Genomic DNA, 25,514 nt, shown 5'->3' with positions numbered 1-25,514 from the left:
GGACGCGCACAGGTGCGGACGATTTCGCCGTCCCGTATGAACGGCGTACATCGATTCTGCCAGGGCGTAGTAGTCCGCGGCTCGGCTCAGGTACGCAGATCCACCAGAAGGGGCGGCGCGTGCTCGCCCCGTACGGTCGTCAGCGAGAGCACCGCGTGCCCGGCGGGCACGGCGTGCGCGAGGTCGGACGCCGACCAGCGGGCCCGCTCGACCTCCCGCACGGTGATCGCCTCGGCGGTGGCCGCCTTACCGGTGACCAGCCGGCGCATCATGTGCAGCGCCTTGGTGAGGGGCTCGTCGGAGATGATCTGCCGGTTGGTGACGTCCCGGGTCTGCACCCATTCGGTGCCCCAGGTCTCGGCGAACCGGCCGCCGTCCCAGGGCGCGAGCCCGGCGAACGCCATCCGGCAGCCGACCGCGCCGAGCAGCGGGCCGCGCAGCGGCTCCGGCACGTCCTCCAGGGTGCGCAGCGCGAAGACCACGCCGGCGTTGGCGGAGCGCAGCCGCTGCACCGCACGCACCGAGTCGGCGGTCACGGTGTACGTCGCGTCGTCCAGGACGAGACAGGCGAACAGCGACCGGTCGGAGCGGGTCAGCGTGGCCTCGGTGAACTGGGCGAGGACCAGGCGCGCGATGATCCGCGAGGCCTCGGCGTGGCCGCGCTCGGGCAGGTCGATGCGGACCCGCAGCGGGTGCTCGATGGCGCGCAGGGAGAACTGCCGGCCGTCGCCTTCGGTACGGAAGAAGTGCGCGAACGCGGGCCGGTCCAGGAAGGCGATCCGCTCGGCGAGCAGTACGCCGATGTCGTCGGCGCGGGCCGACTGCCGCTCCCTGGCGTCCAGTTCACGCAACTGGGCGGCGGCGCCGGGGTCGGCAGCACTCTCCAGGGCGGTGCGCAGCGCGCCGACCGCGGCGGGCGCGGCGCTGAGCAGCTCGCGCAGCTCAGGTACGGCGGGGAAGTGGCCGTGGACGCACTGGTACGGCCCGATCAGCTGGGCCAGCGCGGTGGCGGCGCGCCTGCTGTCACCGCCGGGGAGGGTGGCGGCGAGATCGCCGACGAGGGCCTCGGCGAGCATCCGGGCGGCCTCGTCGGGGTCGTCGGCGCCGCCGTAGAGGTCCAGGTCATGGGTGGAGTCGGGGCGGCCGACGCCGATGACGAGGTCGAAGGCGTCGTCGGGGGCGAGGCCGGTGCCGTACGCCGTCACGGCGACGACGGCGGCGCGGTTGGCGAGGGCGAGCAGGCACATCGACTCGACGACGGGCCGCACGAGACGCACGCTCTTGCCGGAGCCGGAGGGGCCGACGGCGAGCAGCGAGGTGCCGAGGAGGGCGGGTTCGAGGGCGACGCCGGTGGTACGGCGGGCGTAGGGGTTGCGGGGGTCGTCGACGGCGGTGCCGATCTTGACCTGGGCGGTGGCCAGGTCGTGGGTGGCGGTGCGGACGGGCACGTCGCGTACGCCGGACGGGTGGGCGCAGGCGGCCGGGCCGTGTTCGCGCACTGTGTCGGTGAAGGCGGCGAGCCGTTCGGGCCGGGCGTGGACGCCCTGCCAGGCACGCCGGATCCGTGCGTAGTCGACATCGCCGAGCGCGCCGGAGCGAGTGGCCTGGGCGAGGCTCCGCGCCGCGTCGGCCAGGCCGGCCGCGCGCAGCTCGGGCCAGTCGGCGGGGTCCGCCCCCGGCGGCGGCGGGGGGGCCGTGACCGGCTTGTCGGCGCGGCGCACATAGCGGTGCCAGATCTCCGGTACGTGGCCGATGCGGGCGAAGAACACCAGCAAGGCGCCGCCGACGATCGCGTAGTAGATGTAGCTGGCGGTCGCCCAGGTGGGCGGGTCGGAACGCCAGGAGTCGGGGGTCAGGACCAGCAGCGGCCAGATCCAGTAGCGGCCGAGATAGCCGTTCCACAGGAGGGACCACAGCAGCCAGCCGCTGAGCAGCGCGATGACGGCGCCGGCGAAGAGGCGGCGGGCCGGGACGAGCTCGGGCTCCTCCTCGGGACGGGCGCGGTGGCCGAGGCGCCAGACGCCGGGGTCGGCGGCGGGGCGCGGGGTGCGCAGCCAGTCCACGACGGCAGGGCGGGTGGTGGGCGCGTGGCCGGGGACTGCGGGGATCCCGGGGACGACTGGTGGCCTCGCCGGCCGTGGCACCGGGTCGGACCGCGTGCCGCGTGCGTCGAATGTGCCTTCGGAATCCATTAACCGCTGCCCCCTGACCAGCCAGGCCCGCTCTGTGCACCCGTCAATCTAGTGCCCCTGCCGGGGTAGTTCACCGATTCACCTCGCCCCGGTGGTCCGGCCGGTGCCTGCTGCCCTGGTTCTCGGTCGGGGTGCGGGGGCTCTCCACCGGCGGTCCGGGCGCCGAACCGGACCCCGTCGGCGCCGGACCGGGCCCCGCCGTCCGGCGACGGGCACGGCCCGCCCCGCCCGCCCTCCGCCCGCCTATGTCCGGCGCGGACAAGGACACACCCCCAGTACTCCCGAACGGCGCATGCCGGGCCCCCTCCCTCGCGCCTAGCCTGCGAGAAAGAGAAGTAGCGTCCAAAGCACCCCCAGGAGCCCCTCATGACCGCAATCCCGCAGGAGCGCCGCGTCGTCACCGCCATCCCCGGCCCGAAGTCGATCGAGCTGCAGGCTCGCCGTACCGCCGCGGTCGCCAGCGGTGTGGGGTCCGTTCTGCCCGTGTTCACCGCGCGCGCCGGCGGCGGTGTCATCGAGGACGTGGACGGCAACCGCCTCATCGACTTCGGCTCCGGCATCGCCGTGACCTCCGTCGGCGCCTCCGCCGAGGCCGTCGTACGCCGCGCGACCGCGCAGCTCGCCGACTTCACCCACACCTGTTTCATGGTCACGCCCTACGAGGGGTACGTCGAGGTCGCCGAGGCGCTCGCCGAGCTGACGCCGGGCGACCACGCGAAGAAGTCCGCGCTGTTCAACTCCGGCGCCGAGGCCGTCGAGAACGCCGTGAAGATCGCGCGCTCCTACACCAAGCGTCAGGCCGTCGTCGTCTTCGACCACGGCTACCACGGCCGGACCAACCTCACGATGGCGCTGACCGCCAAGAACATGCCCTACAAGCAGGGCTTCGGGCCGTTCGCGCCCGAGGTCTACCGGGTGCCCGTGGCGTACGGCTACCGCTGGCCGACCGGTGCCGAGAACGCCGGCGCCGAAGCGTCCGCGCAGGCCATCGACATGATCAACAAGCAGATCGGCGCGGAGAACGTCGCCGCGATCATCATCGAGCCGGTTCTCGGCGAGGGCGGCTTCATCGAGCCGGCCAAGGGCTTCCTGCCCGCGATCTCGCAGTTCGCGAAGGACAACGGGATCGTGTTCGTAGCGGACGAGATCCAGTCCGGCTTCTGCCGCACCGGCCAGTGGTTCGCCTGCGAGGACGAGGGCATCGTCCCGGACCTGATCACCACGGCCAAGGGCATCGCGGGCGGTCTGCCGCTCGCCGCCGTGACCGGCCGCGCCGAGATCATGGACGCCCCGCACGCGGGCGGCCTCGGCGGCACCTACGGCGGCAACCCGGTGGCCTGCGCCGGCGCGCTCGGCGCCATCGAGACCATGAAGGAGCTCGACCTCAACGGCAGGGCCAAGCGCATCGAGGAGGTCATGAAGGGCCGCCTCACCGCGATGGCCGAGAAGTTCGACATCATCGGCGACATCCGCGGCCGCGGCGCGATGATCGCGATCGAGCTGGTCAAGGACCGCCACTCCAAGGAGCCGAACCCGGCCGCCACCTCCGCGCTCGCCAAGGCCTGCCACGCCGAGGGTCTGCTGGTCCTCACCTGCGGCACGTACGGCAATGTGCTGCGATTCCTGCCCCCGCTGGTGATCGGCGAGGACCTTGTCAACGAGGGTCTGGACATCATCGAGCAGGCCTTCGCCGGCGTGTGACCGAGGCCTGCACCGACGCCTGACGAGGGCCTGACAGAACGCCTGATCCGCGTCTGACCAAGAGGAACAGTCAGAGCCTGTGAAGAAGCTGTGGGGGGGCGATGGCGGGATGGAAATCCGTCTGTCGGTCCCCCCTGCCCCTGCCGTACGGTTTCCGCAGATGAGAGAAACACCCCGCTCGCAGGGGACTGCGGGCGACGCCAGGATGGAGCCTCCCCAGCCCCGCCTTGGTCGTGCCCTCGCGCACACCACTGGAGCTTCTGGCTCCGGAACTCCTCACCGATCGGATGGCCGCCCGCCCCAGACCCCCCGGGGCGCGCGGCAAACCGGTCCGGCCGGCCGCCTCGGAACAACCCCCCCTGTTCCGAGGCGGCCGGCTTCTCTTCTTTCCGCGTGGCTTCCCGCGCTGTATGCCGTCGTCTTCGCGGTGATCACCTGGCAGGTGGCCGCGGACGGTCCGTTGCGGTCCCTGGACGAACGCGTCGAGCTCAGGATCGTCGGCCGCGGACCCTGGACGCTGACCGGTCTGCTGGCCGACCTCGGCAGCATGGGGGTCGCGCTCCCCGTCCTGGGCGCGGCCATCGCGTACGCGGTGTGTCGCGGCCGGCGGGCCGAGGCGCTGTACGCCGCGCTCGCCATGGCCGCCGTTCCCGCGCTCGTCGCGCCCCTCAAAACCCTGATCGACCGCCAGGGCCCACTCACCGGGGCAACCGGCTTCTACCCTTCCGGCCATACCGCGACCGCGATGGTGGCCTACTGCGGAGCGGCGATGCTCATCACCCCGTATCTCAGGCGCGGATGGGCGATGCCCGTCGCCGTGGCGCTGACCCTGGCGACGAGCATCGGACTCGTCCTGCGCGGCTATCACTGGCCACTGGACGTCATCGGCAGCTGGTGCCTGTGCGGGCTGCTGCTGACCGTCAGCTCCATCCGTACGCGTCGAAGTTCTTCGAAAACTCCCACTGGTTGAAGCGGTCCCAGTTGACCGACCAGGTCATCAGGCCGCGCAGGGACGGCCAACTGCCGTGGGTCTGGTACGAGCCGCAACTCACCTTCTTCGTCAGGCAGTCCAGCGCCTTGTTCACCTCCGCCGGCGTGGTGTGGCCGTTGCCTGCCTGGGTGGATGCGGGGAGGCCGATGGCGACCTGCTCCGGGCGCAGGGCGGGAAAGACCTTGGTGGTGTCGCCGGCGACCGGGAAGCCGGTCAGCAGCATGTCGGTCATGGCGATATGGAAGTCCGCGCCGCCCATGGAGTGGTACTGGTTGTCCAGGCCCATGATCGAGCCCGAGTTGTAGTCCTGGACGTGCAGCAGGGTGAGGTCGTCGCGCAGGGCGTGGATGACGGGAAGGTACGCCCCGGCCCGCGGGTCCTGGCCGCCCCAGGGGCCCGAGCCGTAGTACTGGTAGCCGAGCTGCACGAAGAACGTCTCCGGGGCCATGGCGAGCACGAAGTCGGAGCCGTACTTCGCCTTGAGGGTCTTGATCGCCGAGATCAGGTTGACGATCACCGGTGAGGTCGGCGAGCGGAAGTCCGTGTCACCGGTGTTCAGTGAGAGCGAGTGGCCCTCGAAGTCGATGTCCAGGCCGTCGAGCCCGTACTCGTCGATGATCTTCGAGACCGAGGAGACGAAGGTGTCGCGGGCGGCCGTGGTGGAGAGCTGGACCTGGCCGTTGGCGCCGCCGATGGAGATCAGGATCTTCTTGCCTGCTGCCTGCTTGGCCTTGACGGCGGCCTTGAAGTCGGCGAGCGATTCGACATTCGGGCACTCGGACGCCGGGCAGAGGCTGAAGCGGATGTCGCCGGAGGTGACCGAGGTCGGTTCGCCGAAGGCGAGGTTGATGACGTCCCAGGAGTCGGGGACGTCGGCCATGCGCGTGTAGCCGGAACCATTGGCGAAGCTGGCATGCAGATAGCCGACAAGGGCGTGGGCGGGCAGGTCACCGCCGCTGCCGCCGCCGCCCGACGTGGTGGTCGCGGTGAGCGCCGCCGACTTCGGGGACTCTCCCGCCGCGTTGGCCGCGGAGACCTGGAAGCTGTACGAGGTGGAGGGGGCCAGTCCGGTGACGGTGGCCGAAGTCCCGCTCACTGTGAGGACCTTGGCGCCGCCCCGGTACACGTGGTAGCTGGTGGCGCCGGAGGACCCTGACCAGCTGAGCGGGACCGAGGTGGAGCCGGGGGAACCCGCCGTGAGGCCGGTGGGGGCGGCCGGGATCTGTACCGGATCGCCGCCGGGGCCGAGCAGGGAGAGGTCGTCGGCGTAGTAGGTGGGGGTGCCGTACCAGCCGTGGGTGTAGATCGTCACCGAGGTGGTGGCCGCGCCGGTGCGGAAGGTCGTGGTCAGCCGCTGCCAGCTGGGCGCGGACGCCGTCCAGGTGGAGACGTCGGTGGTGCCGGTGCCCGACGCGCCCAGATAGACATAGCTGCCCTGGACCCAGCCGCTCAGCGTGTAGTCGGAGTTGGGCTTGACCGTGACCGTCTGGCCGCACTTGGCGTTGTCGCTGCCCGCCGGCGTTGCCTTCAGTGCGGAACTGCCGCCGTGAACGGGCGCGTTGACGACGGCGCCGCTGCCCGCCGTACAGCTCCAGCCCTCCAGTCCCGCCTCGAAGCCGCCATTGCGCGCGAGTTCGGTGTCGGCCGCTCCCGCGGAGGTCGCCGTGGCGACGAGCCCGCTGATGGCGATGGCGGCCGCCGAAAGGGCGGCCAAAAGTCTGGTGCGGTCCACAACTGCCTCCGGGCATGGGGGGGATTCAAGTGGGAGCGCGCACAACATGGTCCAGACCAATGCTGTTGTCAAGACCTCTGGCAGCGCGCGGGCCGTCTCAGTACCCGCCGCCGCGCGCCAGGTCCGCCGCCGCCTCGTGCATGGCGAGCTCCAGCAGCGAAGGATCGGTGAGCGTTCCGGAACCATCGGGTGGGATCAGCCAGCGCACGCCTTCGCCGGCCCGCCCCGGATACGGGACGACGACCGAGGCCCCCAGGCCCACGCCGCGTACGCCCGTGCCGATCCAGCACCCGGCGGTGCCCGGCGGTACGAAGAAGCCCATGCGCCCATCGTCGAGGTCGCCGAGGACCGGTCCCGGCCGGTCGACCAGCCGGGTCAGCACATCGAGCGTCGGACAGCCCAGCTCGCCCGTCAGGATCAGCACGTCCCAGCGCCGGCCGGCGGGCAGCAGGGCGACGCCGAGGGGATTGCGCTCCCATTCCCACCGGCAGGCGTCCGGGTCGGGAGCCACCGACGCCAGCCACTCCACCGCAGTCCTGGCCCCCGAGTCAGTCAATTGCCCGGCCTCCATTCCGTGTGCGCAGACGATGCGTTCACACGGGGAGAGCGGGGTGGGCGCGCGGGATTACGCGGGTTTCGGCCACCAGTCTGCGGTGAGCCGCGTCACCTCTAGCTGTCGAAGCCGAGGCCGAGCCTGTCCATCGTCCGCAGCCACGCGTTGCGTCGGCCGCCGTTGGCGTCCGCCCTGGCCAGCGCCCATTTGGTGAGGCCGATGCCGGCCCACGCGACAGGCTCGGGCGGGAACGGCAGCGGCTTGCTGCGCACCATCTCCAGCTCGGTGCGCTCCGTCCGCTCCCCGGAGAGCAGGTCGAGCATGACGTCCGCGCCGAAGCGGGTGGCGCCGACGCCCAGACCCGTATATCCGGCGGCGTAGGCGACCCTGCCGCCGTGCGCGGTGCCGAAGAAGGCGGAGAAGCGCGAGCAGGTGTCGATCGCGCCGCCCCAGGCGTGGCTGAATCGCAGGCCCTCCAATTGCGGGAAGCAGTGGAAGAAGTGGCTTGCGAGCTTGAGATAGGTCTCGGGCCGGTGGTCCATCTCGGCGCTGAGCCTGCCGCCGTAGGGATAGATCGCGTCGTAGCCGCCCCACAGGATGCGGTGGTCGGCGGTGATCCGGAAGTAGTGGAACTGGTTGGCGCTGTCGCCGAGCCCCTGCCGCCGCTTCCAGCCGATCTCGGCGAGCTGCTGAGCGCTGAGCGGTTCGGTCATCAGGGCGTAGTCGTAGACCGGGACGGTGTACGGGCGCACCCGCCTGACCAGCGACGGGAAGACGTTGGTGCCGAGGGCGACGCGACGGGCGAGGACCCGGCCGTACGGCGTGCGGACCACCATTGCGGCGCCGGACGAGGCGAGTTCGAGGCCCTGGGTGTTCTCGTAGAGGCGTACGCCGAGGTCCATGCAGGCCTGCTTGAGTCCCCAGGCGAGTCTGGCGGGGTGCAGCATGGCGACCCCGCGCCTGTCCCACAGACCGCCGAGGAAGGTCGGGGAGTTCACCTCGGCGCGTACCGCGTCCTGGTCCAGGAGTTCGAGCCCGCCGAAGCCGAGCCGGGTCGCCGCCTCGTACGTCTCGTGGAGCTCATCGACCTGGTAGGGCTCGGTGGCGACGTCGATCTCGCCGGTGCGCTCGAAGTCGCAGTCGATCGAGTACGCCTTGACCGCTGCCTCGATGGCGTCGAGGTTGCGGTCGCCGAGCTCCTCCAGTTCGGCCAGCTCACCGGGCCAGCGGGCGAGTCCGTTGCCCAGGCCGTGGGTGAGGGAGGCGGCGCAGAAGCCGCCGTTGCGGCCCGAGGCGGCCCAGCCCACCTCGCGCCCTTCGATCAGTACGACGTCCCGCCCGGGGTCGCGCTCCTTGGCCAGCAGCGCGGTCCACAGTCCGCTGTAACCTCCGCCGACGACGAGGAGGTCGCAGTGTTCGTCACCGGTGAGCGCGGGGAGCGCGCCGGGCTTCGCGGGGTCGTCCAGCCAATAGGAGACGGGCTGGGCGTCGGATAGTGATGAGGCAAAGGTCATGGCAGCTGGGGCCATGGTTTCCACTCCTTCGGGGCCTACTTGGGTAGAGCGGTCTTCTTCCGCCGGTTGCTGATGAACTGGGCGAAGAGCACGATCAGTACGGCGATGACGAACATGGCCGTGCCGATGACGTTGATCTGGACGGGCGTGCCGCGCTGGGCCGAGCCCCACACGAACATGGGGAAGGTGACGGTGTTGCCCGAGTTGAAGTTGGTGATGATGAAGTCGTCGAACGAGAGCGCGAACGCGAGCATCGCGCCGGCGGCGATGCCGGGAGCGGCGATCGGCAGCGTGACCCGTACGAACGTCTGCACAGGACCGGCGTAGAGGTCACGCGCGGCCTCTTCAAGGCGGGGGTCCATCGACAGGACACGTGCCTTGACCGCCACGACCACGAAGCTCAGGCAGAACATCGTGTGCGCGATGAGAATGGTCCAGAAGCCGAGCTCCGCGCCCAGGTTGAGGAAGAGGGTCAGCAGCGAGGCGGCCATGACCACCTCGGGCATCGCCATCGGCAGGAAGATCAGCGAGTTGATCGCGCCACGCGCCCGGAAGCGGTAGCGGACCAGCGCGAAGGCGATCATCGAGCCCAGCACGGTGGCGCCGATCGTCGCCCACAGGGCGATCTGAAGGGACAGCACGAGTGAGCCGCACACGTCGGCGACGCCGCACGGGTCCTTCCAGGCGTCGGTCGAGAACTCCTGCCAGGAGTAGTTGAACCGGCCGGCCGGCTTGTTGAACGAGAACACCATCACGACGATGTTCGGAAGGATCAGGTACGCGAGCGTAATCAGGCCCGCGAGGACCACGAGGTGGTGCCGTATCCAGCGCATCAGACGAGATCCTCCGTCCCGGCCCGGCGGATGTAGACAGTGACCATGATCAGCACGACCGCCATGAGAATGAAGGACAGAGCCGCCGCGGTCGGGTAGTCGAGGACCCTCAGGAACTGCGACTGGATGACGTTGCCGACCATTTTGGTGTCCGTGGAGCCGAGCAGCTCGGCGTTGACGTAGTCGCCGCTGGCCGGGATGAAGGTCAGCAGCGTGCCGGAGACGACGCCCGGCATGGACAGCGGGAAGGTCACCTTGCGGAAGATGGTGGACGGCTTCGCGTACAGGTCGCCGGCCGCCTCGTGGAGCCGCGGGTCGATCCGCTCCAGCGAGGTGTAGAGCGGCAGGATCATGAACGGCAGGAAGTTGTACGTGAGACCGCAGACCACCGCGAGCGGGGTGGCGAGCAGCCGGTTCCCCTCGGTCATCCCGAGCCAGCTGGTGACGTCCAGGAAGCCGACGCTGCCCAGCACGTCCACCACCGGTCCGCCGTCCGCGAGGATCGTCTTCCAGGCGAGGGTGCGGATCAGGAAGCTGGTGAAGAACGGCGCGATGACCACGACCAGCAGGAGATTGCGCCAGCGGCCGGCCCTGAACGCGATCAGATACGCGAGCGGGTAGCCGAGCAGCAGACACAGGATCGTGGCCGTGCCGGCGTACAGCACCGAGCGCAGGAACTGCGGGTAGTACTCGGTCAGCGCGTCCCAGTACGTCTGGAAGTGCCAGGTGACCGAGAAGCCCTCTTCCAGGGAGCCCGTCTGCACGGAGGTCGACGCCTGGTAGACCATCGGCAGCGCGAAGAAGACGACCAGCCACAGGATGCCGGGCAGCAGCAGCCAGTACGGGACGAGCTTTCGCCGGACGGACTGTTTGTGGACGACCGGTTCGACCGGCCCCGGGGCGGGCGGTGCCTCGGTGACGGTCATGGGGTCTCCTCCACCGTCTCCACACCGGCGTCGATGTCCTGAGCGGCGTCGAGTCCGAAGGTGTGCTCCGGGTTCCAGTGCAGGACGACCTCGGCCCCGGGGACGAGCCGCGAGTCACGCTCGATGTTCTGTACGTAGACCTCGAGTTCCGGACACACCGGGCTGTCGATGACGTACTGCGTGGACACGCCGATGAAGCTGGAGTCCGCGATCTTGCCGGTGAACCGGTTGCGGCCCTCGGCGATCGTGCCCGCGTCATCCGCGTGCGCCAGCGAGATCTTCTCCGGACGTACGCCGACCAGCAGCTTTCCGCCGGTGCGCGGCTGGGTGGCACAACGCTCGGCGGGCAGCCGCAGCTTGGCGTCCGCGGCCGTGACGACGACGTCGCCGCCGCTGTTCTCCACGACCTCGGCCTCGATGAGGTTGGAGGTGCCCAGGAAGTTGGCGACGAAGGTGGTCTGCGGGTTCTCGTAGAGATCGGCGGGCGCGCCCAGCTGCTCGACCCGGCCGCCGTTCATCACCGCGACCCTGTCGGCCATCGTCATGGCCTCTTCCTGGTCGTGGGTGACATGCACGAAGGTGATGCCGACCTCGGTCTGGATGCGCTTGAGCTCCAGCTGCATCTGGCGGCGCAGCTTGAGGTCGAGGGCGCCGAGCGGCTCGTCGAGGAGCAGCACCTGGGGGTGGTTGATGAGTGCGCGGGCAACGGCGACGCGCTGCTGCTGGCCGCCGGAGAGCTGGTGCGGCTTGCGGTTGGCGAAGTCGCCCAGTTCCACGAGGTCGAGCATCTCGCCGACCTGCTTCTTCACCGATGTGACGCCTCGCCGGCGCAGCCCGAACGCGACGTTCTCGTAGACGTCGAGGTGCGGGAAGAGCGCATAGCTCTGGAAGACGGTGTTGACGGGGCGTTTGTGCGGCGGCAGGCCGGTGACGTCCTTGTCGCCGAGGAACACGGTCCCGGTGGTCGGGTCCTCAAGTCCGGCGATCATCCGCAGGGTGGTGGTCTTTCCGCAGCCGGAGGCGCCGAGCAGGGCGAAGAAGGAGCCCTGCGGGACGGTCAGTTCCAGCGGGTGGACGGCCGTGAAGGAGCCGTAGGTCTTGCTGATCCCGGAGAGGCGGACGTCGCCGCCCTCTGTCTTTTCAGTCATGGGTCGCGGTCCCGGTGTGTCGAAGGGAGCAGGGGAGGTCAGGCGCCGATGAGCTTGGCGAACTTCTCTTCGTACGCCGTCTCTTCCTTGGAGGAGAGCGAGCGGAAGGAGTGGGACTTGGCTGCCATGGCCTCGTCCGGGATGATCAGCGGGTTCTTGGCCAGCTCCGGGTCGATCTTCGCGAGCTCCGATGCGACTCCGGCGACCGGGGTCACATAGTTGATGTACGCGGCGAGCTGGGCTGCGACGGGCAGCTCGTAGTAGTAGTCGATCAGCCGGGTGGCGTTCTTCTGGTGCCGGGCATGCGCCGGGACCAGCAGGTTGTCCGTGGCCGTCATGTAGCCGGCGGCCGGAATCGAGAACCTGATGTCCGGGTTGTCGACCTGGAGCTGGATGAGGTCACCGGCCCAGGCGACGCAAGCGGCGATGTCGCCCTTGTCGAGGTCCGAGGTGTAGTCGTTACCGGTGAAGCGGCGGATCTGCTTCTTGTCGACCCCCTTCTGGAGCCGGTTGATGGCGGCGTCGTAGTCGGCGTCGTTGACCTTGGCGGGGTCCTTGCCCATGTCGAGCAGGGTGAGGCCGACGGTGTCCCGCATCTCGGTGAGGAAGCTGACCCGGCCCTTGAGGGTGGGGTCGTCCAGCAGTTGGGTGACGGAGTCGACCTTGCGGCCGCGGGTCGCCTTGATGTTGTAGGCGATGACAGCCGGAATTCCGGTCCAGGGGTAGGAGTAGGCGCGCCCCGGGTCCCAGTCCGGGCTGCGGAACTGGGGCGAGAGGTTGGCGTACGCGTGCGGGAGCAGCGACGCGTCGAGCTTCTGCACCCAGCCGAGCCGGATCATCCGGGCGGCCAGCCAGTCGGTCACATTGATCAGGTCGCGGCCGGTGTCCTGGCCCGCGGCGAGCTGCGGCTGGATCTTGCCGAAGAACTCGACGTTGTCGTTGATGTCCTCGGTGTACTTGACCTTGATCCCGGTGCGCTTGTTGAACTCCACCAGCGTGGGATGGCTTTTCTCGTCCTCGCTGATGTCGATGTACTCGGTCCAGTTGGAGAAGTTGATCAGCTTCTCCTGGTCGGAGTAGTCGCTCGAGGCGGCTGCTCCGGCCTCCCGCTTCGCGGGCGGGATTCCGCAGCCGCTCAATATGCCGGCGCCGCCGGCCGCAAGCGCGCCGACGCCCGACGCGCGCAGCAGTGAACGACGGGAGAGTGCGCCCCGCCCGTTCGCCAGGCTGCGTCGCACGGCGGCCATTTGGGCCGCGGAGAGGCGGTCGGGCTCGTTGTGCTCCATGCGCTGTGCCCTTTCGGGATGGTGGCCGCTGGTCGGGCGGCCGAGCGGCGGTGGCCGCAAACGGATGCTGAGCTATCGGTCCCCGAAGATCGTGCGGTGCCAGTCCTTCCTGACCACCGCCGTGTTGTCGTACATCACGTGCTTGACCTGCGTGTACTCCTCGAAGGAGTACATCGACATGTCCTTTCCGAAGCCGGACGCCTTGTATCCGCCGTGCGGCATCTCGCTGATGATCGGGATGTGGTCGTTGATCCAGACGCACCCCGCCTTGATCTCGCGGGTGGCTCGGTTCGCGCGGTACACGTCGCGACTCCAGGCGGAGGCGGCGAGGCCGTAGGGGGTGTCGTTGGCGAGCGCGATGCCTTCGTCGTCGGAGTCGAAGGGCAGGACGACGAGGACCGGGCCGAAGATCTCGGACTGGACGATCTCGCTGTCCTGAGCGGCGCCGGCGACGAGGGTGGGACGGTAGTACGCGCCGCTCGTCAGCACTCCCTGCGGCGCTTCGCCGCCGGTGACGACGGTGGCGTACGCGCGAGCCCGGTCGACGAAGCCCGCGACGCGGTCGCGCTGAAGGTGCGAGACGAGCGGGCCGAGGTCGGTGGCGGGGTCGAGGGGGTCGCCGAGGCGGACGGTTGCCATCAGGTCGGCGACGCCGCTGACGAAGGCGTCGTACAAGGGGCGCTGGACATAGGCGCGGGTGGCGGCCGTACAGTCCTGGCCCGAGTTGATGAGCGAGCCCGCGACCGCGCCGTGGACCGCGGCCTGAAGGTCGGCGTCGTCGAAGACCACGAAGGGGGCCTTGCCGCCCAGTTCGAGGTGGAGGCGCTTGACGGTGGCGGTGGCGATCTCGGCGACGCGCTTGCCGACCGGGGTGGAGCCGGTGAAGGAGGTCATCGCCACGTGCGGGTGGCCCACCAGATGCTCGCCCGCGTCCTTGCCCGCGCCGTTGATGATGTTGACGACGCCGTCGGGGATCCCGGCCTCCTTCGCCGCCTCGGCGAACATCAGCGAGGTGAGCGGGGTGATCTCGGCCGGCTTCAGCACGATGGTGTTGCCCGCGGCGATCGCCGGCAGGACCTTCCAGGCGGCCATCTGGAGCGGGTAGTTCCAGGGTGCGATGGAACCGACGACGCCGATCGGCTCCCGGCGCACGTAGGAGGTGTGGTCGCCGCTGTACTCGCCGGCCGACTGGCCCTGGAGATGGCGGGCCGCGCCGGCGAAGTAGGCGGTGTTGTCGACGGTGCCCGGGACGTCGAACTCGGTGGTGAGCTTGATCGGTTTGCCGCACTGCAGGGACTCCGCGTACGCGAGGTCGGGGGCCTGGTCCGCGAGGACGGACGCGAAGCTGTGCAGGGCGTCGGAGCGCTCCCCCGGGGTGGCGCCCGCCCAGCCGGGGAAGGCCTCGCGGGCGGCCTCGACGGCCGCGTCGACGTCGGCGGCCCCTGCCAGTTCATAGCTGTGGACCGTCTCGCCGGTGGCGGGGTTCACGATGTTCTGCTTGCGTCCTGAGGTGCCGGGCCGAAGCCGCCCGCCGATGAATTGCGCGCCGTCCGCATAGCGGTCGTGCACCTGGAAGCGGTTGCCCATGACGCTCTCCGTAGTTCCAGATCGAATTGAGTGCCGATCCTGGCAGAGCACCGGCTCTCCAACAAGTGATTCCGTTGTTGCCTTTTGGTTACGCGACGGAATCAGTCGACCATGTGTCGGGTGGGTCCGGCAATACCCGTACGAAGTGTCAGTGGTGGATGCCAGACTCGCGTGTATGGGGATGGAAGAGCTGATCGAGCAGGTCAGCACCGACAGGCGAATCAAGTATCTGTTCTTTTGGGGGCATACGCCGCGCCGGGACGGCACCATCGGGCCGAGCTGTCTGAGCCAGTGGTGGCCGTCACCCTTCGTGGTCGACGGCGTTCGCTACGCCACGACGGAGCACTGGATGATGGCGGGCAAGGCCCGGCTCTTCGGGGACGCGGAGGCCGAGCGGCAGGCGCTCGAGGCGGGCAGTCCGGGGGCGGCCAAGCGGGCCGGGCGGCTCGTGCGCGGTTTCGACGAAGCGATATGGGAGCGCGAGCGGTCCGCGATTGTGCGCGCGGGCAGTGTGCACAAGTTCGGTCAGAATGCCGAGCTGCGCGATTTTCTGCTGGCCACGGGGGACCGGGTGCTCGTCGAGGCCAGCCCACTTGACCGGGTGTGGGGCATCGGGCTGGCCGCGGACGACGAGCGGGCGCAGAATCCCGCGCTCTGGCGCGGGCTCAATCTGCTGGGGTTCGCCCTGATGGAGGCGCGTGAGGAGTTGCGGGCCGGTCCGGCTAGCGGCTGACGCCGTCGATCACGAGGGAGTTGGAGTAGTCGTCGTAGACGTCGCCTTTGCCCCGCTCCTCGTTCATCGCCTCGGTGATCCCCCAGGCCAGCAGGCCGACGACGATGAGGCCGATGACGATGCCGATGGAGCCGAGGATGATGCCGGCCAGAGCCATGCCGCCGTTGGTCGCCTCGCCACGCTGGGCGCGCTTCCTGCCGAGGATGCCGAAGATCAGGGCGAGCACACCCAGGACGATCCCGACGACCCCGTACAGACAGAACAGACAGACGGAAAGGATGCCGAGCACCATCGCGGTGACGCCCATGCCGTTCGCCGGAGCGGACTGCCAGGCGCTCTGGCCGTAATTCTGGTAACCCGGGTATCCGGGGTAGCCGCCGTAGGGATCCCCCAGGCCCGGACCGGCGCCGGGACCGGGCTGCGGGGCGCTGGGGGCGGCGGGGTAGCCGTACAGTCCGGCGGCGGGCTGGGCCGGTCCGCCCGGGGCTATCGGGGGAGGCGGCACGGCACCCGCGTCGGCGACGGGCCCGGTGGGCATCGAGGTCATCGTCGGCTGATCGTGCACGGGCGGCGTCGGGGCGGCGGGCTTGTGCAGCGGCACCCTGCCCTGTGCCGCGCTGCTCTCCGGCGGAGCCCAGGGATCACGGTCGCGCGGCTCGGGCCCGCCCGGCGGCTGGGCCTGGTTGTCAGACATGGTTCTCCCCCATCGTGGTTCGGTCATGCTACGGGCTGCGGTCCGCGCTTCACCGGGCCCCCCTACGATGATCCCTGACCCGAACAGCCGGTCGGACCCACCCTCGTACACCCCGTCGCGCACCTGTCGCTCACGCCATGCCCATGGAGGACCCCGATGACCGATCTGCACCCCTTCATCGCGGGGCTTCCCAAGGCCGAGCTGCATGTGCACCATGTCGGCTCCGCCTCCCCGCGCATCGTCGCCGAGCTGGCCGCCCGCCACCCCGACTCCAAGGTCCCCACCGACCCCGAGGCGCTCGCCGACTACTTCTCCTTCACCGACTTCGCGCACTTCATCGAGGTGTATCTGTCGGTCGTGGACCTGATCCGCACCCCGGAGGACGTACGGCTGCTCACCTTCGAGGTGGCCCGCGACATGGCCAGGCAGAACATCCGCTACGCCGAGCTGACCGTGACGCCGTTCAGCTCGACCCGCCGCGGCATCGACGAGAACGCCTTCATGGCGGCGATCGAGGACGCCCGCAAGGCTGCCGAGGCCGAGCTCGGCGTCGTACTGCGCTGGTGCTTCGACATCCCCGGCGAGGCCGGTCTCGAGGCCGCGGAGGAGACCGCGCGGCTCGCGGTGGACCTGCGCCCCGACGGCCTGGTCTCCTTCGGGCTCGGCGGCCCGGAGATCGGTGTGCCACGGCCGCAGTTCAAGCCGTACTTCGACCGCGCGATCGCGGCGGGCCTGCACTCCGTGCCGCACGCCGGCGAGACGACCGGGCCGCAGACGATCTGGGACGCGCTGAACGATCTGGGCGCCGAGCGCATCGGCCACGGCACCAGCGCGACGCAGGACCCGACGCTGCTCGCCCACCTCGCGGAGCACCGCATTCCGCTGGAGGTGTGCCCTACGTCGAATCTCGCGACCCGCGCCGTCCGCGATCTCGACGAGCACCCGGTGAAGGAGATGGTCGCGGCCGGAGTGCTGGTGACGATCAACAGCGACGACCCGCCGATGTTCGGCAGCGACCTCAACAACGAATACGCCGTCGCGGCAAGGCTGCTTCAGCTGGACGAGCGCGGACTGGCCGACCTGGCGAAGAACGCCGTGGAGGCGTCCTTCCTCGACCCGGCCGGCAAGGCGCGGATCGTGGCGGAGATCGACGCGTACACCGCCACGTGGCCCGCCCGCTGACCGCCCTCGACAATGGGCCCATGGGCACCGTCAGTGTCGTGGGCCATCGCGGCGATCCGTACCGCTTCCGTGAGAACACCCTGCCCTCGCTCCGCTCTGCCCTCGAGCGGGGCGCGGACGCGGTGGAGATCGATGTACGCCTCACCCGGGACGGCGTGCCGGTGCTGTTGCACGACGATTCGCTGAAACGCCTGTGGGGTCCCGACCGGCCGCTGGCGAAGCTCACCCGGGCCGAGGTCGAGGAGTTGACCCTGGGCCGGGTGCCCACGCTGCGCGACGCGCTGTCGGCGGTCGGCACGCACCGCGTGATGATCGATCTGCCCGGGGCCTCGGAGGAGTCGGTGCGCAAGGTGGTCGGCACTGTCCGCGAATGCGGCGCGGACGAGCGGGTGTACTACTGCGCGGGCCCGGCCACCATGCTCGCGGTGCGGGCCGCCGACCCCGCGGCCGAGATCGCGATGACCTGGACAACGCTCGCGCCGCCGCGCCCCGCGCTGCTCGAAGCGGTGCGGCCGCGCTGGCTCAACTACCGGTTCGGGCTGCTCGGTCAGGACCTGACGGACCGTATCCACCGGGACGGGCTGCTGGTCTCGGCCTGGACGGCGGACACCCGGCGCACCATGCACCGGCTGATGAAGTACGGCGTCGACGCGATCACCACCAACCGCGTGGACACACTGCGCTCCGTGGTCCGGCCGAACTCCCCTGTCGCCGCGCCCACTTGATCCGTCCGGCATGATGGCTCCGACGCAGCCGGCCGAGGAGTGACACGTGAGCGACAGGATCCGCACCGACGTAGCGCACAACGCCAGGGTCTGGAACCACTGGCTGGGCGGCAAGGACAACTATCCGGTCGACCGTGCGGTGGGCGACCACGTCACCGGGCTGTACCCGAGCATCGGCGAAGTGGCGCGCGCGGACCGGGCGTTCCTGGGCCGCGCGGTGACACACCTCGCGGGCGAGGCAGGCGTACGCCAGTTCCTGGACATCGGCACCGGCCTGCCCACAGTCGAGAACACCCATGAAGTCGCCCAGCGCATCGCGCCCGACGCCCGGATCGTGTACGTCGACAACGACCCGATAGTGCTGGCCCACGCCCGCGCCCTGCTCACCAGCTCTCCCGAGGGCGCGACCGAGTATCTGGACGCGGACGCGCACGACCCGGAGTCGATCGTCCGCTCCGTCGAGCCGGCGCTGGATCTGACGCGGCCGGTGGCGGTGATGATGCTCGGCATCCTGAACTTCGTGATGGACACCGACGAGGCGCGCTCGATCGTGCGCCGGCTGATGGAGGCGGTGCCGTCCGGCAGCTATCTCGTACTCACGCATCCGACGCTGGAGCTGGGCGGCGAGGGCAACGCCGAGGCGATGGCGTTCTGGAACGAGAACGCGACACCGCCGATCACGGCGCGCAGCCGCGCGGAGTTCGCCTCGTTCTGCGAGGGCCTCGACCTGCTCGAGCCGGGCATCGTGTCCTGCGCACACTGGCGGCACGACCCGCCGACCGGCGCCGAGCCGGTACTGGTGGCCCAGTTCGGCGCGGTCGCCCGCAAGCCGTAACGCCGCCACGAGCCGCGGCGCGTCGCTGGCTGGATTGCGCCGCCGCGGCCGACGCGATCGCCCTGGGCCACCTTCCTCGGCGTCGTGCGCGGCCCATGCCGTGAACGGCCCCCAGAACCCGCACCCGCACCCGCTCGCACTCAGTCATGGACATGTGTCTATAGTTACTGGACATCCGTCCATGAACTTGAGGTCAGCGATGAACACAGCGGCACACGTCCTGGTCGGCCTGGTGGCCGCGCTCCATGCGTACTTCCTGGTTCTGGAGATGTTCCTGTGGCAGCGCAGGCCGGGCCGCGACCTCTCCGGCTTCGACGAGGAGATGGCCCGCGCGACCGCCCCGCTCGCCGCGAACCAGGGCCTGTACAACGGATTTCTGGCGGCGGGGCTGATCTGGGGCCTGATCGCCGCGGACCCGACGGGATACCGCGTGCAGGTCTTCTTCCTCAGCTGCGTGGTGATCGCGGGCCTGTACGGCGGCTTCACCGCGAACCGGCGCATCCTGGTGGCCCAGGCGCTGCCGGGGGCCCTGGCGCTGGCAGCGGTGCTGGTGGCCGGATGACCACAGGACCCACCGGCGACCCGCGCGCGGAGCGCACCCGGGCCAGGCTGCGCGAGGCGCTGCTGGAGGAGTGCGCGGAGCACTCGCTGGAAGAGGTGAGCGTCGCCGCCCTGGTACGCAGGGCCGGCCTGGGCCGGGCCACGTTCTATCTGCACTACCCGGACCTGCAGGGGCTGGCGGTCGACGCCTGCGCGGAGGTCGTACGAGACGCGGTGGAGGCCCTCCACGCCTGGCGCGGCGCCCCCGATCCGACCACTCCCCCGCCCGCCCTGACGGCGTTCTTCACCGGCCTGGCTCCGCATGCCGCGCTCTACCGCACCCTGTTGCGCGAGGGTGGCAGCGGCCCGCTGGGCGATCTGCTCCACCGCGAACTGCGCGAACGCAGCCGCAGGGAACGGGAGTTGGCGGGAGCACCGGCGCCGGACCTGATCGCCTCGGCGGTGGCGTCGGCTTTCGCGGGCGTCCTGGCGGACTGGCTTCACGGCACGATCACCGCGACGCCGGACGACATGGCCGCTCAGGTCTGGCGACTCCTGGTAACGCTCCACCGCACGCCGACGAGCTGAGCCCGGCGGCCAGTTCGCGCGGACAGAGCCGCGCCGCGAAGCCGCCATGCCCAGGGGTCCGGGGCCGCGGCCCCCGGTTTCGGCAAGCGGGGGGGTGGGGGAAATCCCCCACCCCCGCCGCCGGGAGACTACGCGTCCAGGGACGTCATGACGTGCTTGATCCGCGTGTAGTCGTCGAACCCGTACGCCGACAGGTCCTTGCCGTACCCCGACTTCTTGAAGCCGCCGTGCGGCATCTCCGCCACCAGCGGGATGTGCGTGTTGATCCACACGCACCCGAAGTCCAGCGCCTTGGACATCCGCATCGCCCGCCCGTGGTCCTTCGTCCACACCGACGACGCCAGCGCGAACTCCACGCCGTTCGCCCAGGCAAGCGCCTGCGCCTCGTCCGCGAACGACTGGACCGTGATGACCGGGCCGAACACCTCGTTCTGGACGATCTCGTCGTCCTGCTTCAGGCCGGAGACGACCGTCGCCGCATAGAAGTAGCCCTTGTCGCCGACCCGGTGGCCGCCCGCCTCGACCTTCGCGTGCGCCGGCAGCCGGTCGATGAAGCCCGATACCTGCGCCAGCTGGTTCGCGTTGTTCAGCGGGCCGTACAGCACGTCCTCATCGTCCGGCGCGCCCGTCTTCGTGTCCTTCGCCGCCTTCGCCAGCGCCGCCACGAACTCGTCGTGGATCGACTCGTGCACGAGGACCCGCGTCGCGGCCGTACAGTCCTGGCCCGCGTTGAAGTAGCCCGCCACCGAGATGTCCTCGACGGCCTTGGGGATGTCGGTGTCCTCGAAGACGACGACCGGCGCCTTGCCGCCCAGCTCCAGGTGGACCCGCTTGACGTCCTTGGCCGCGGATTCGGCGACCTGCATGCCCGCCCGTACGGAACCGGTGATGGAGGCCATCGCCGGCGTCGGGTGCTCGACCATCGCGCGGCCGGTCTCCCGGTCACCGCACAGGACGTTGAAGACGCCCTTCGGCACGATCGAGCCGATGATCTCGGCGATCAGGACCGTCGACGCGGGCGTCGTGTCGGACGGCTTGATGACGACGGTGTTGCCCGCCGCCAGCGCCGGCGCGAACTTCCAGACGGCCATCATCATCGGGTAGTTCCACGGCGCGACCTGCGCGCAGACGCCGACCGGCTCACGCCGGACGATGGAGGTGAAGCCCTCCATGTACTCGCCGGCCGACCGGCCCTCCAGCATCCGCGCCGCGCCCGCGAAGAAGCGGATCTGGTCCACCATCGGCGGGATCTCTTCGGTGCGGGTGAGCTCGAGCGGCTTGCCCGTGTTCTCCGACTCGGCCGCGATCAGGTCCTCGGCCCGCTCCTCGAAGGCGTCCGCGATCTTCAGCAGGACCTTCTGGCGCTCGGCCGGGGTGGTGTCGCGCCAGCCGGGGAAGGCGGCCGCGGCAGCATCCATGGCCGCGTCGACGTCGGCCTGCCCGGAGAGCGGCGACGTGGCGTACGCGTCACCGGTGGCCGGGTTGACGACCTCGATTGTCCGGCCGTCGGCGGCGTCCCGGAATTCCCCGTTGATGTAGTTGCGCAGACGACGCAGCTCGGTGGTCACTGTTGCCACCCCTCCTGTCAGATGTCCGATGGGTGAGACCTCCACCCTAATCTCCTACGTGACGCTTTCGACAGCCCCAACCCTCCGCAACTTCGGATTCAGTGATATTGCGGCCTCAGAACAACGAATTTCATCACTCAGGGCTTGCGGGACAGACGAGTCGCAAGGCAGAGTGAGCTCGTGGCCAGTCGTAACGCAGACTCCAGGAACGGCAGCGGATCCTCCTCGACGGTCGATGCCGTCTCCCTCGCAATCATCGAACAGCTCCAGGAGGACGGTCGTCGTCCGTACGCCGCCATCGGCAAGGCCGTTGGCCTGTCCGAAGCGGCCGTCCGCCAGCGCGTCCAGAAGCTGCTCGACCAGGGCGTGATGCAGATCGTCGCCGTCACCGACCCACTCACCGTGGGCCTGCGACGCCAGGCGATGGTCGGCATCAAGGTCGAGGGCGACGTCGACCCGGTGGCCGATGCGCTCACAGCCATGGCCGAGTGCGAGTACGTGGTGATGACCGCGGGCTCGTTCGACCTCATGGTGGAGATCGTCTGCGAGGACGACGACCACTTGCTCGAAGTGATCAACAAGCGGATACGCGCGCTCCCCGGCGTGCGTTCCACCGAGAGCTTCGTCTACCTCAAGCTCAAGAAGCAGACCTATATGTGGGGAACCCGATAGCCGTGAGCAAGGACCTCTCCAAAGCCGCCTACGACCACCTGTGGATGCACTTCACCCGCATGTCGTCGTACGAGAACGCACCCGTCCCCACCATCGTGCGTGGTGAGGGCACCTACATCTTCGACGACAAGGGCAAGCGCTACCTCGACGGCCTGGCGGGCCTCTTCGTGGTCAACGCCGGCCACGGCCGCGTAGAGCTCGCCGAGACCGCGTACAAGCAGGCGCAGGAGCTCGCCTTCTTCCCGGTATGGTCCTACGCCCACCCGAAGGCCATCGAGCTCGCCGAGCGGCTCGCGCACCACGCCCCGGGCGACCTCAACAAGGTCTTCTTCACCACCGGCGGCGGCGAGGCCGTCGAGACCGCCTGGAAGCTGGCGAAGCAGTACTTCAAGCTGCAGGGCAAGCACACCAAGTACAAGGTCATCTCGCGTGCGGTGGCCTACCACGGCACTCCGCAGGGCGCCCTGTCCATCACCGGCCTGCCCGCGCTCAAGGCCCCTTTCGAGCCGCTGGTCCCCGGCGCGCGCAAGGTGCCGAACACCAACATCTACCGCGCGCCGATCTACGGCGACGACCCGGAGGCCTTCGGCCGCTGGGCCGCCGACCAGATCGAGCAGCAGATCCTCTTCGAGGGCGCCGACACGGTCGCGGCGGTCTTCCTGGAGCCGGTGCAGAACGCCGGTGGCTGCTTCCCGCCGCCGCCCGGATACTTCCAGCGGGTCCGTGAGATCTGCGACCAGTACGACGTGCTGCTCGTGTCGGACGAGGTCATCTGTGCCTTCGGCCGGCTCGGCACGACGTTCGCCTGCGACAAGTTCGGCTACGTACCGGACATGATCACCTGCGCCAAGGGCATGACCTCGGGCTACTCCCCGATCGGCGCGTGCATCATCTCCGACCGCCTCGCAGAGCCGTTCTACAAGGGTGACAACACCTTCCTGCACGGCTACACCTTCGGCGGCCACCCGGTCTCCGCCGCGGTGGCCCTGGCCAACCTCGACATCTTCGACCGCGAGGGCCTCAACCAGCACGTCCTGGACAACGAGGGCAACTTCCTGTCCACGCTGCAGAAGCTGCACGACCTGCCGATCGTCGGCGACGTCCGCGGAAACGGCTTCTTCTACGGCATCGAGCTGGTGAAGGACAAGGTCACCAAGGAGTCCTTCACGGACGAGGAGACCGAGCGCGTGCTCTACGGCTTCCTCTCCAAGGCGCTGTACGACAACGGTCTGTACTGCCGTGCCGACGACCGCGGTGACCCGGTCGTACAGCTGGCGCCGCCGCTGATCGCCGACCAGTCGACGTTCGACGAGATCGAGCAGATTCTGCGTACGGTCCTCACGGAGGCCTGGGCGAAGCTCTGACCCCTTCGGTCGCATACGGCCCGGGGCACCCGCCATCTCATTCGGCCATCCGAGTGGGAGGGGTGCACCCGGGCCGCGTGCTTCCCCGTACACCGGTTCTGAATCCATACCGTGCCGAGTGACCGATCGGCCCTGACTTCGTTCCCCCGTACGGGGGAGGAGAAATCTGATCAGAACCGAGGTGTACGCCATGGTGGCCCCGCCGGACAACGATGTGCTCTGGGCTCGTTCCCTGCACCACTCCCACAGCGGCTCGCCCGCGCTCGTGGGCGTATCGCTGGGTGTGCGCGAGGGCGAGATCCTCGCTGTGCACGGCCCGCGCGGCAGCGGAAAGACCACGCTGCTGAGGTGCCTGTCCGGCCAACTCGTCGCCGACAAGGGCGAGGTGTGGTTCAACAGCTCCCCCGTGCACACACTGACGCCGGTGTTGCGCGAGCGGCTCCGGCGCCACCGGTTCGGGTGGATCGACCCCGAGCCGACGCTGGTCCCCGAGCTCACGGCGTGGGAGAACGCGGCCCTGCCGCTGCTGCTGCGCGGCGGGTCGCACCGCGGCGCGAAGGCCACGGCGATGGAGTGGCTGGATCGGCTCGACATCGGCGCGTGCGCCAAGAAGCGGCCACACGCGCTGCTGCAGGCGCAGCGGCAGCGGGTCGCCACCGCACGGGCGCTGGTCAGCACGCCGTCAGTGCTGTTCGCCGACGAGCCGACGGCGACACTGCACCGCGCGGACCGGGCGGGGGTTCTGCGTACGCTGACCGCCGCGGCCCGCTCGCACCGGATCACCGTCGTGCTCGCCACGCACGACCCGGAGGTGGCGGCGCTCGCGGACCGCTCGGTATCGCTCGTGGACGGCCGGCGCGTCAATTCGCTCGCGACCGCCGACGCGGAAGGCCGAGCCGAGTGCTCGCTCTCCGTCTAGCCCGCGGTACGCACCCGCTTGTCCTGCTGCGCCGGCTGATGGTCGTGGCGGCGTCGGGTGGCGTGGGCTTCCTGCTGCTGTGCACGCTGACGTACGCGCTGTCCCACCCCACCGACTCGGGCACTTCCGGACTCCGGCTGCTGTGGTGCCTGATCCCGCTCGCGGCGACGGTGCACTTCGCGGTGGCGGTGGCGCGTACGGATCCAAGTACGCGGCCCAGGCCCGGCCTCTCGGCGGTCGGCCTCGGGCCCGCGAGGCTCACCGCGCTGGCCGCTGTCTCCACGGCCGTCTCCGGCGCGCTCGGCAGCGCGCTCGCGCTGCTCGTCTTCCTCCATCTACGGGGCGATCTCCATCTACGGGGCGAACTGACGCGGCTGCCGTTCGACGGGGCTGCGGCCGAGCTGCTGGCCGCGGGCCGGCCGCTGCCGCTGGCGGCCGCCCTGACCCTCCTCGCGGTGGTGCCGCTGCTGGCCTCGGTCGCGGCGGCGCTCGCCCTGCGCCCGCGCCGGGTGCCTCCGCCGCCGGACGCGCCGTCCGCCGCGCCGACCGAGCTGCCGTGGGGCGTCGCGCTGATGGCGGTCGGCCTCGCTGTCGAGACGTACACGGGCCGCGGCGGCGCCCGCTCACCGCTCCCCATCCCCGGCGAGATCGACGGCAACCCGGCCGGCGTCCTGGTCGGCTGGACCCTCACCGCTCTGGGCCTGGCGCTGGCGGGCCCGGGCATCGCCCACTTCAGCGGCCGCATCCTCCAGTGGCTGCGCCCGGGCGCGACCCGGCTGCTGGCGGGCCGCATCCTGATGGAGGAATCCAGCCGCATCGGCCGCCCGCTCGGCGTGGTCTGCGCGGTCACCTCGGCGGCGATCGCGGCCGAAGCGCTCTACGGCGGCAGGGCCGAGCAGCCCTTCGGCCTCCTGACGATCCTGGGCGCGGCGCTCGTGGTCACATGCACGACGGCGACGCTGCTGGTCTCGGCCCTGGATGCCCGGCAGACCCGCGCCACGACCACGGACTCCCTGCGCAGGCTCGGCGTCCCCGCGACGGTCCTGCGCAAGGCAACCGTGCTGCGCGCGGCGGCACTTCTGGCCGTTTTCGCCGCCTTGACGTGGGGGGTGACAGCCCTGACGGCGGTCCCGTTCGCAACGTGAGCGCGTGGTGTGCGGCAGCCGGCGGTACACCTCCCGCAGGAAAGACCCGCCCCTCGCCGCCCCCACCTCGCAGCGCCTATCGTGGC

The 25,514-nt window shown here is 70.0% G+C and carries 23 protein-coding genes; 12 read left to right on the top strand and 11 right to left on the bottom strand.

Going from position 1 to position 25,514, the window contains the following annotated elements; all coding sequences use genetic code 11:
- Window positions 1-86 precede the first annotated feature (86 nt).
- Window positions 87-2,192 carry an ATP-binding protein gene (locus J7E87_RS27265; protein WP_215097188.1) on the bottom strand — a complete coding sequence of 702 codons (2,106 nt, stop codon included), beginning with the start codon at window positions 2,190-2,192 and terminating at the stop codon, window positions 87-89.
- Between the two features lie 366 nt (window positions 2,193-2,558).
- Between J7E87_RS27265 and gabT the strand changes: the two genes are divergently transcribed.
- Together gabT and J7E87_RS27255 are read left to right on the top strand one after the other, a co-directional pair.
- Window positions 2,559-3,893 carry a 4-aminobutyrate--2-oxoglutarate transaminase gene (gene gabT, locus J7E87_RS27260; RefSeq protein ID WP_215097187.1) on the top strand — a complete coding sequence of 445 codons (1,335 nt, stop codon included), beginning with the start codon at window positions 2,559-2,561 and terminating at the stop codon, window positions 3,891-3,893.
- A 160-nt stretch (window positions 3,894-4,053) separates the two neighbouring features.
- Entirely contained in the window at window positions 4,054-4,863 is an 810-nt protein-coding gene (locus J7E87_RS27255) for a phosphatase PAP2 family protein (RefSeq protein ID WP_215097186.1), read from the top strand.
- Here the strand turns inward: J7E87_RS27255 and J7E87_RS27250 are convergent.
- The 8 genes from J7E87_RS27250 to J7E87_RS27215 all read right to left on the bottom strand — a co-directional run bounded on the left by J7E87_RS27250 (window position 4,814) and on the right by J7E87_RS27215 (window position 14,463).
- Window positions 4,814-6,664 carry a chitinase gene (locus J7E87_RS27250; protein ID WP_215097206.1) on the bottom strand — a complete coding sequence of 617 codons (1,851 nt, stop codon included), beginning with the start codon at window positions 6,662-6,664 and terminating at the stop codon, window positions 4,814-4,816. The two genes, J7E87_RS27255 and J7E87_RS27250, sit on opposite strands and share 50 nt — an antisense overlap.
- A gap of 49 nt (window positions 6,665-6,713) precedes the next feature.
- Entirely contained in the window at window positions 6,714-7,172 is a 459-nt protein-coding gene (locus tag J7E87_RS27245) for a bifunctional DNA primase/polymerase (protein WP_251018050.1), read from the bottom strand.
- 113 nt (window positions 7,173-7,285) lie between these two features.
- Entirely contained in the window at window positions 7,286-8,698 is a 1,413-nt protein-coding gene (locus J7E87_RS27240; protein ID WP_215097184.1) for an FAD-binding oxidoreductase, read from the bottom strand.
- A 20-nt stretch (window positions 8,699-8,718) separates the two neighbouring features.
- Entirely contained in the window at window positions 8,719-9,516 is a 798-nt protein-coding gene (locus J7E87_RS27235; RefSeq protein ID WP_215097183.1) for an ABC transporter permease, read from the bottom strand.
- Entirely contained in the window at window positions 9,516-10,442 is a 927-nt protein-coding gene (locus J7E87_RS27230) for an ABC transporter permease (protein WP_215097182.1), read from the bottom strand. The genes J7E87_RS27235 and J7E87_RS27230 overlap by 1 nt, the downstream gene beginning before the upstream one ends.
- Window positions 10,439-11,590 (bottom strand): ABC transporter ATP-binding protein, encoded by a 1,152-nt coding sequence (locus tag J7E87_RS27225; protein WP_215097181.1) that lies wholly within the window; start codon window positions 11,588-11,590, stop codon window positions 10,439-10,441. The genes J7E87_RS27230 and J7E87_RS27225 overlap by 4 nt, the downstream gene beginning before the upstream one ends.
- A gap of 38 nt (window positions 11,591-11,628) precedes the next feature.
- Window positions 11,629-12,876, bottom strand: a complete 1,248-nt coding sequence (locus J7E87_RS27220) for a spermidine/putrescine ABC transporter substrate-binding protein (RefSeq protein WP_215097180.1) — start codon at window positions 12,874-12,876, stop codon at window positions 11,629-11,631.
- 72 nt (window positions 12,877-12,948) lie between these two features.
- Complete coding sequence (locus J7E87_RS27215; RefSeq protein WP_215097179.1) at window positions 12,949-14,463, bottom strand: gamma-aminobutyraldehyde dehydrogenase; 1,515 nt, start codon at window positions 14,461-14,463, stop codon at window positions 12,949-12,951.
- Window positions 14,464-14,638: 175 nt separating this feature from the next.
- Between J7E87_RS27215 and J7E87_RS27210 the strand changes: the two genes are divergently transcribed.
- Window positions 14,639-15,196 (top strand): NADAR family protein, encoded by a 558-nt coding sequence (locus J7E87_RS27210; protein ID WP_215097178.1) that lies wholly within the window; start codon window positions 14,639-14,641, stop codon window positions 15,194-15,196.
- Here J7E87_RS27210 and J7E87_RS27205 read toward each other — a convergent pair.
- A complete protein-coding gene (locus J7E87_RS27205) occupies window positions 15,186-15,890 on the bottom strand; it encodes a DUF4190 domain-containing protein (RefSeq protein ID WP_215097177.1) in 705 nt (234 codons plus the stop codon). The two genes, J7E87_RS27210 and J7E87_RS27205, sit on opposite strands and share 11 nt — an antisense overlap.
- A gap of 156 nt (window positions 15,891-16,046) precedes the next feature.
- On the opposite strand from J7E87_RS27205, the gene J7E87_RS27200 reads away from it, so the two are divergent.
- The 5 genes from J7E87_RS27200 to J7E87_RS27180 all read left to right on the top strand — a co-directional run bounded on the left by J7E87_RS27200 (window position 16,047) and on the right by J7E87_RS27180 (window position 19,760).
- The gene (locus J7E87_RS27200) at window positions 16,047-17,072 is read left to right on the top strand and encodes an adenosine deaminase (protein WP_215097176.1); all 1,026 of its coding nucleotides are present in this window, start codon (window positions 16,047-16,049) and stop codon (window positions 17,070-17,072) included.
- Between the two features lie 20 nt (window positions 17,073-17,092).
- Window positions 17,093-17,797: a glycerophosphodiester phosphodiesterase gene (locus tag J7E87_RS27195; RefSeq protein WP_215097175.1), complete on the top strand. Its 705-nt coding sequence runs from the start codon at window positions 17,093-17,095 to the stop codon at window positions 17,795-17,797.
- A gap of 46 nt (window positions 17,798-17,843) precedes the next feature.
- Window positions 17,844-18,632, top strand: a complete 789-nt coding sequence (locus J7E87_RS27190; RefSeq protein ID WP_215097174.1) for an SAM-dependent methyltransferase — start codon at window positions 17,844-17,846, stop codon at window positions 18,630-18,632.
- A gap of 199 nt (window positions 18,633-18,831) precedes the next feature.
- Window positions 18,832-19,194 carry a DUF1304 domain-containing protein gene (locus J7E87_RS27185; protein WP_215097173.1) on the top strand — a complete coding sequence of 121 codons (363 nt, stop codon included), beginning with the start codon at window positions 18,832-18,834 and terminating at the stop codon, window positions 19,192-19,194.
- Window positions 19,191-19,760 carry a TetR/AcrR family transcriptional regulator gene (locus tag J7E87_RS27180; protein ID WP_215097172.1) on the top strand — a complete coding sequence of 190 codons (570 nt, stop codon included), beginning with the start codon at window positions 19,191-19,193 and terminating at the stop codon, window positions 19,758-19,760. The genes J7E87_RS27185 and J7E87_RS27180 overlap by 4 nt, the downstream gene beginning before the upstream one ends.
- Before the next feature lie 128 nt (window positions 19,761-19,888).
- On the opposite strand, the gene J7E87_RS27175 is transcribed toward J7E87_RS27180, so the two are convergent.
- Window positions 19,889-21,328 (bottom strand): gamma-aminobutyraldehyde dehydrogenase, encoded by a 1,440-nt coding sequence (locus J7E87_RS27175; protein WP_215097205.1) that lies wholly within the window; start codon window positions 21,326-21,328, stop codon window positions 19,889-19,891.
- Between the two features lie 180 nt (window positions 21,329-21,508).
- Between J7E87_RS27175 and J7E87_RS27170 the strand changes: the two genes are divergently transcribed.
- From J7E87_RS27170 to J7E87_RS27155, 4 genes are all read left to right on the top strand, one after another.
- Window positions 21,509-22,000: an Lrp/AsnC family transcriptional regulator gene (locus J7E87_RS27170; protein ID WP_215097171.1), complete on the top strand. Its 492-nt coding sequence runs from the start codon at window positions 21,509-21,511 to the stop codon at window positions 21,998-22,000.
- The gene (locus tag J7E87_RS27165; protein WP_215097170.1) at window positions 21,985-23,364 is read left to right on the top strand and encodes an aspartate aminotransferase family protein; all 1,380 of its coding nucleotides are present in this window, start codon (window positions 21,985-21,987) and stop codon (window positions 23,362-23,364) included. The genes J7E87_RS27170 and J7E87_RS27165 overlap by 16 nt, the downstream gene beginning before the upstream one ends.
- 190 nt (window positions 23,365-23,554) lie before the next feature.
- Window positions 23,555-24,283, top strand: a complete 729-nt coding sequence (locus tag J7E87_RS27160) for an ABC transporter ATP-binding protein (protein ID WP_215097169.1) — start codon at window positions 23,555-23,557, stop codon at window positions 24,281-24,283.
- Window positions 24,265-25,428, top strand: coding sequence for a hypothetical protein (locus tag J7E87_RS27155; RefSeq protein WP_215097168.1), 1,164 nt, complete (start codon window positions 24,265-24,267; stop codon window positions 25,426-25,428). Before J7E87_RS27160 ends, J7E87_RS27155 begins: the two co-directional genes overlap by 19 nt.
- Window positions 25,429-25,514: the final 86 nt, after the last annotated feature.

It is taken from the genome of Streptomyces sp. ISL-1, from assembly GCF_018614585.1.
GTDB lineage: Bacteria > Actinomycetota > Actinomycetes > Streptomycetales > Streptomycetaceae > Streptomyces > Streptomyces maoxianensis.
Note: the sequence above shows the minus strand (reverse complement) of the source record. Positions and strands in the feature narration are given on the sequence as shown.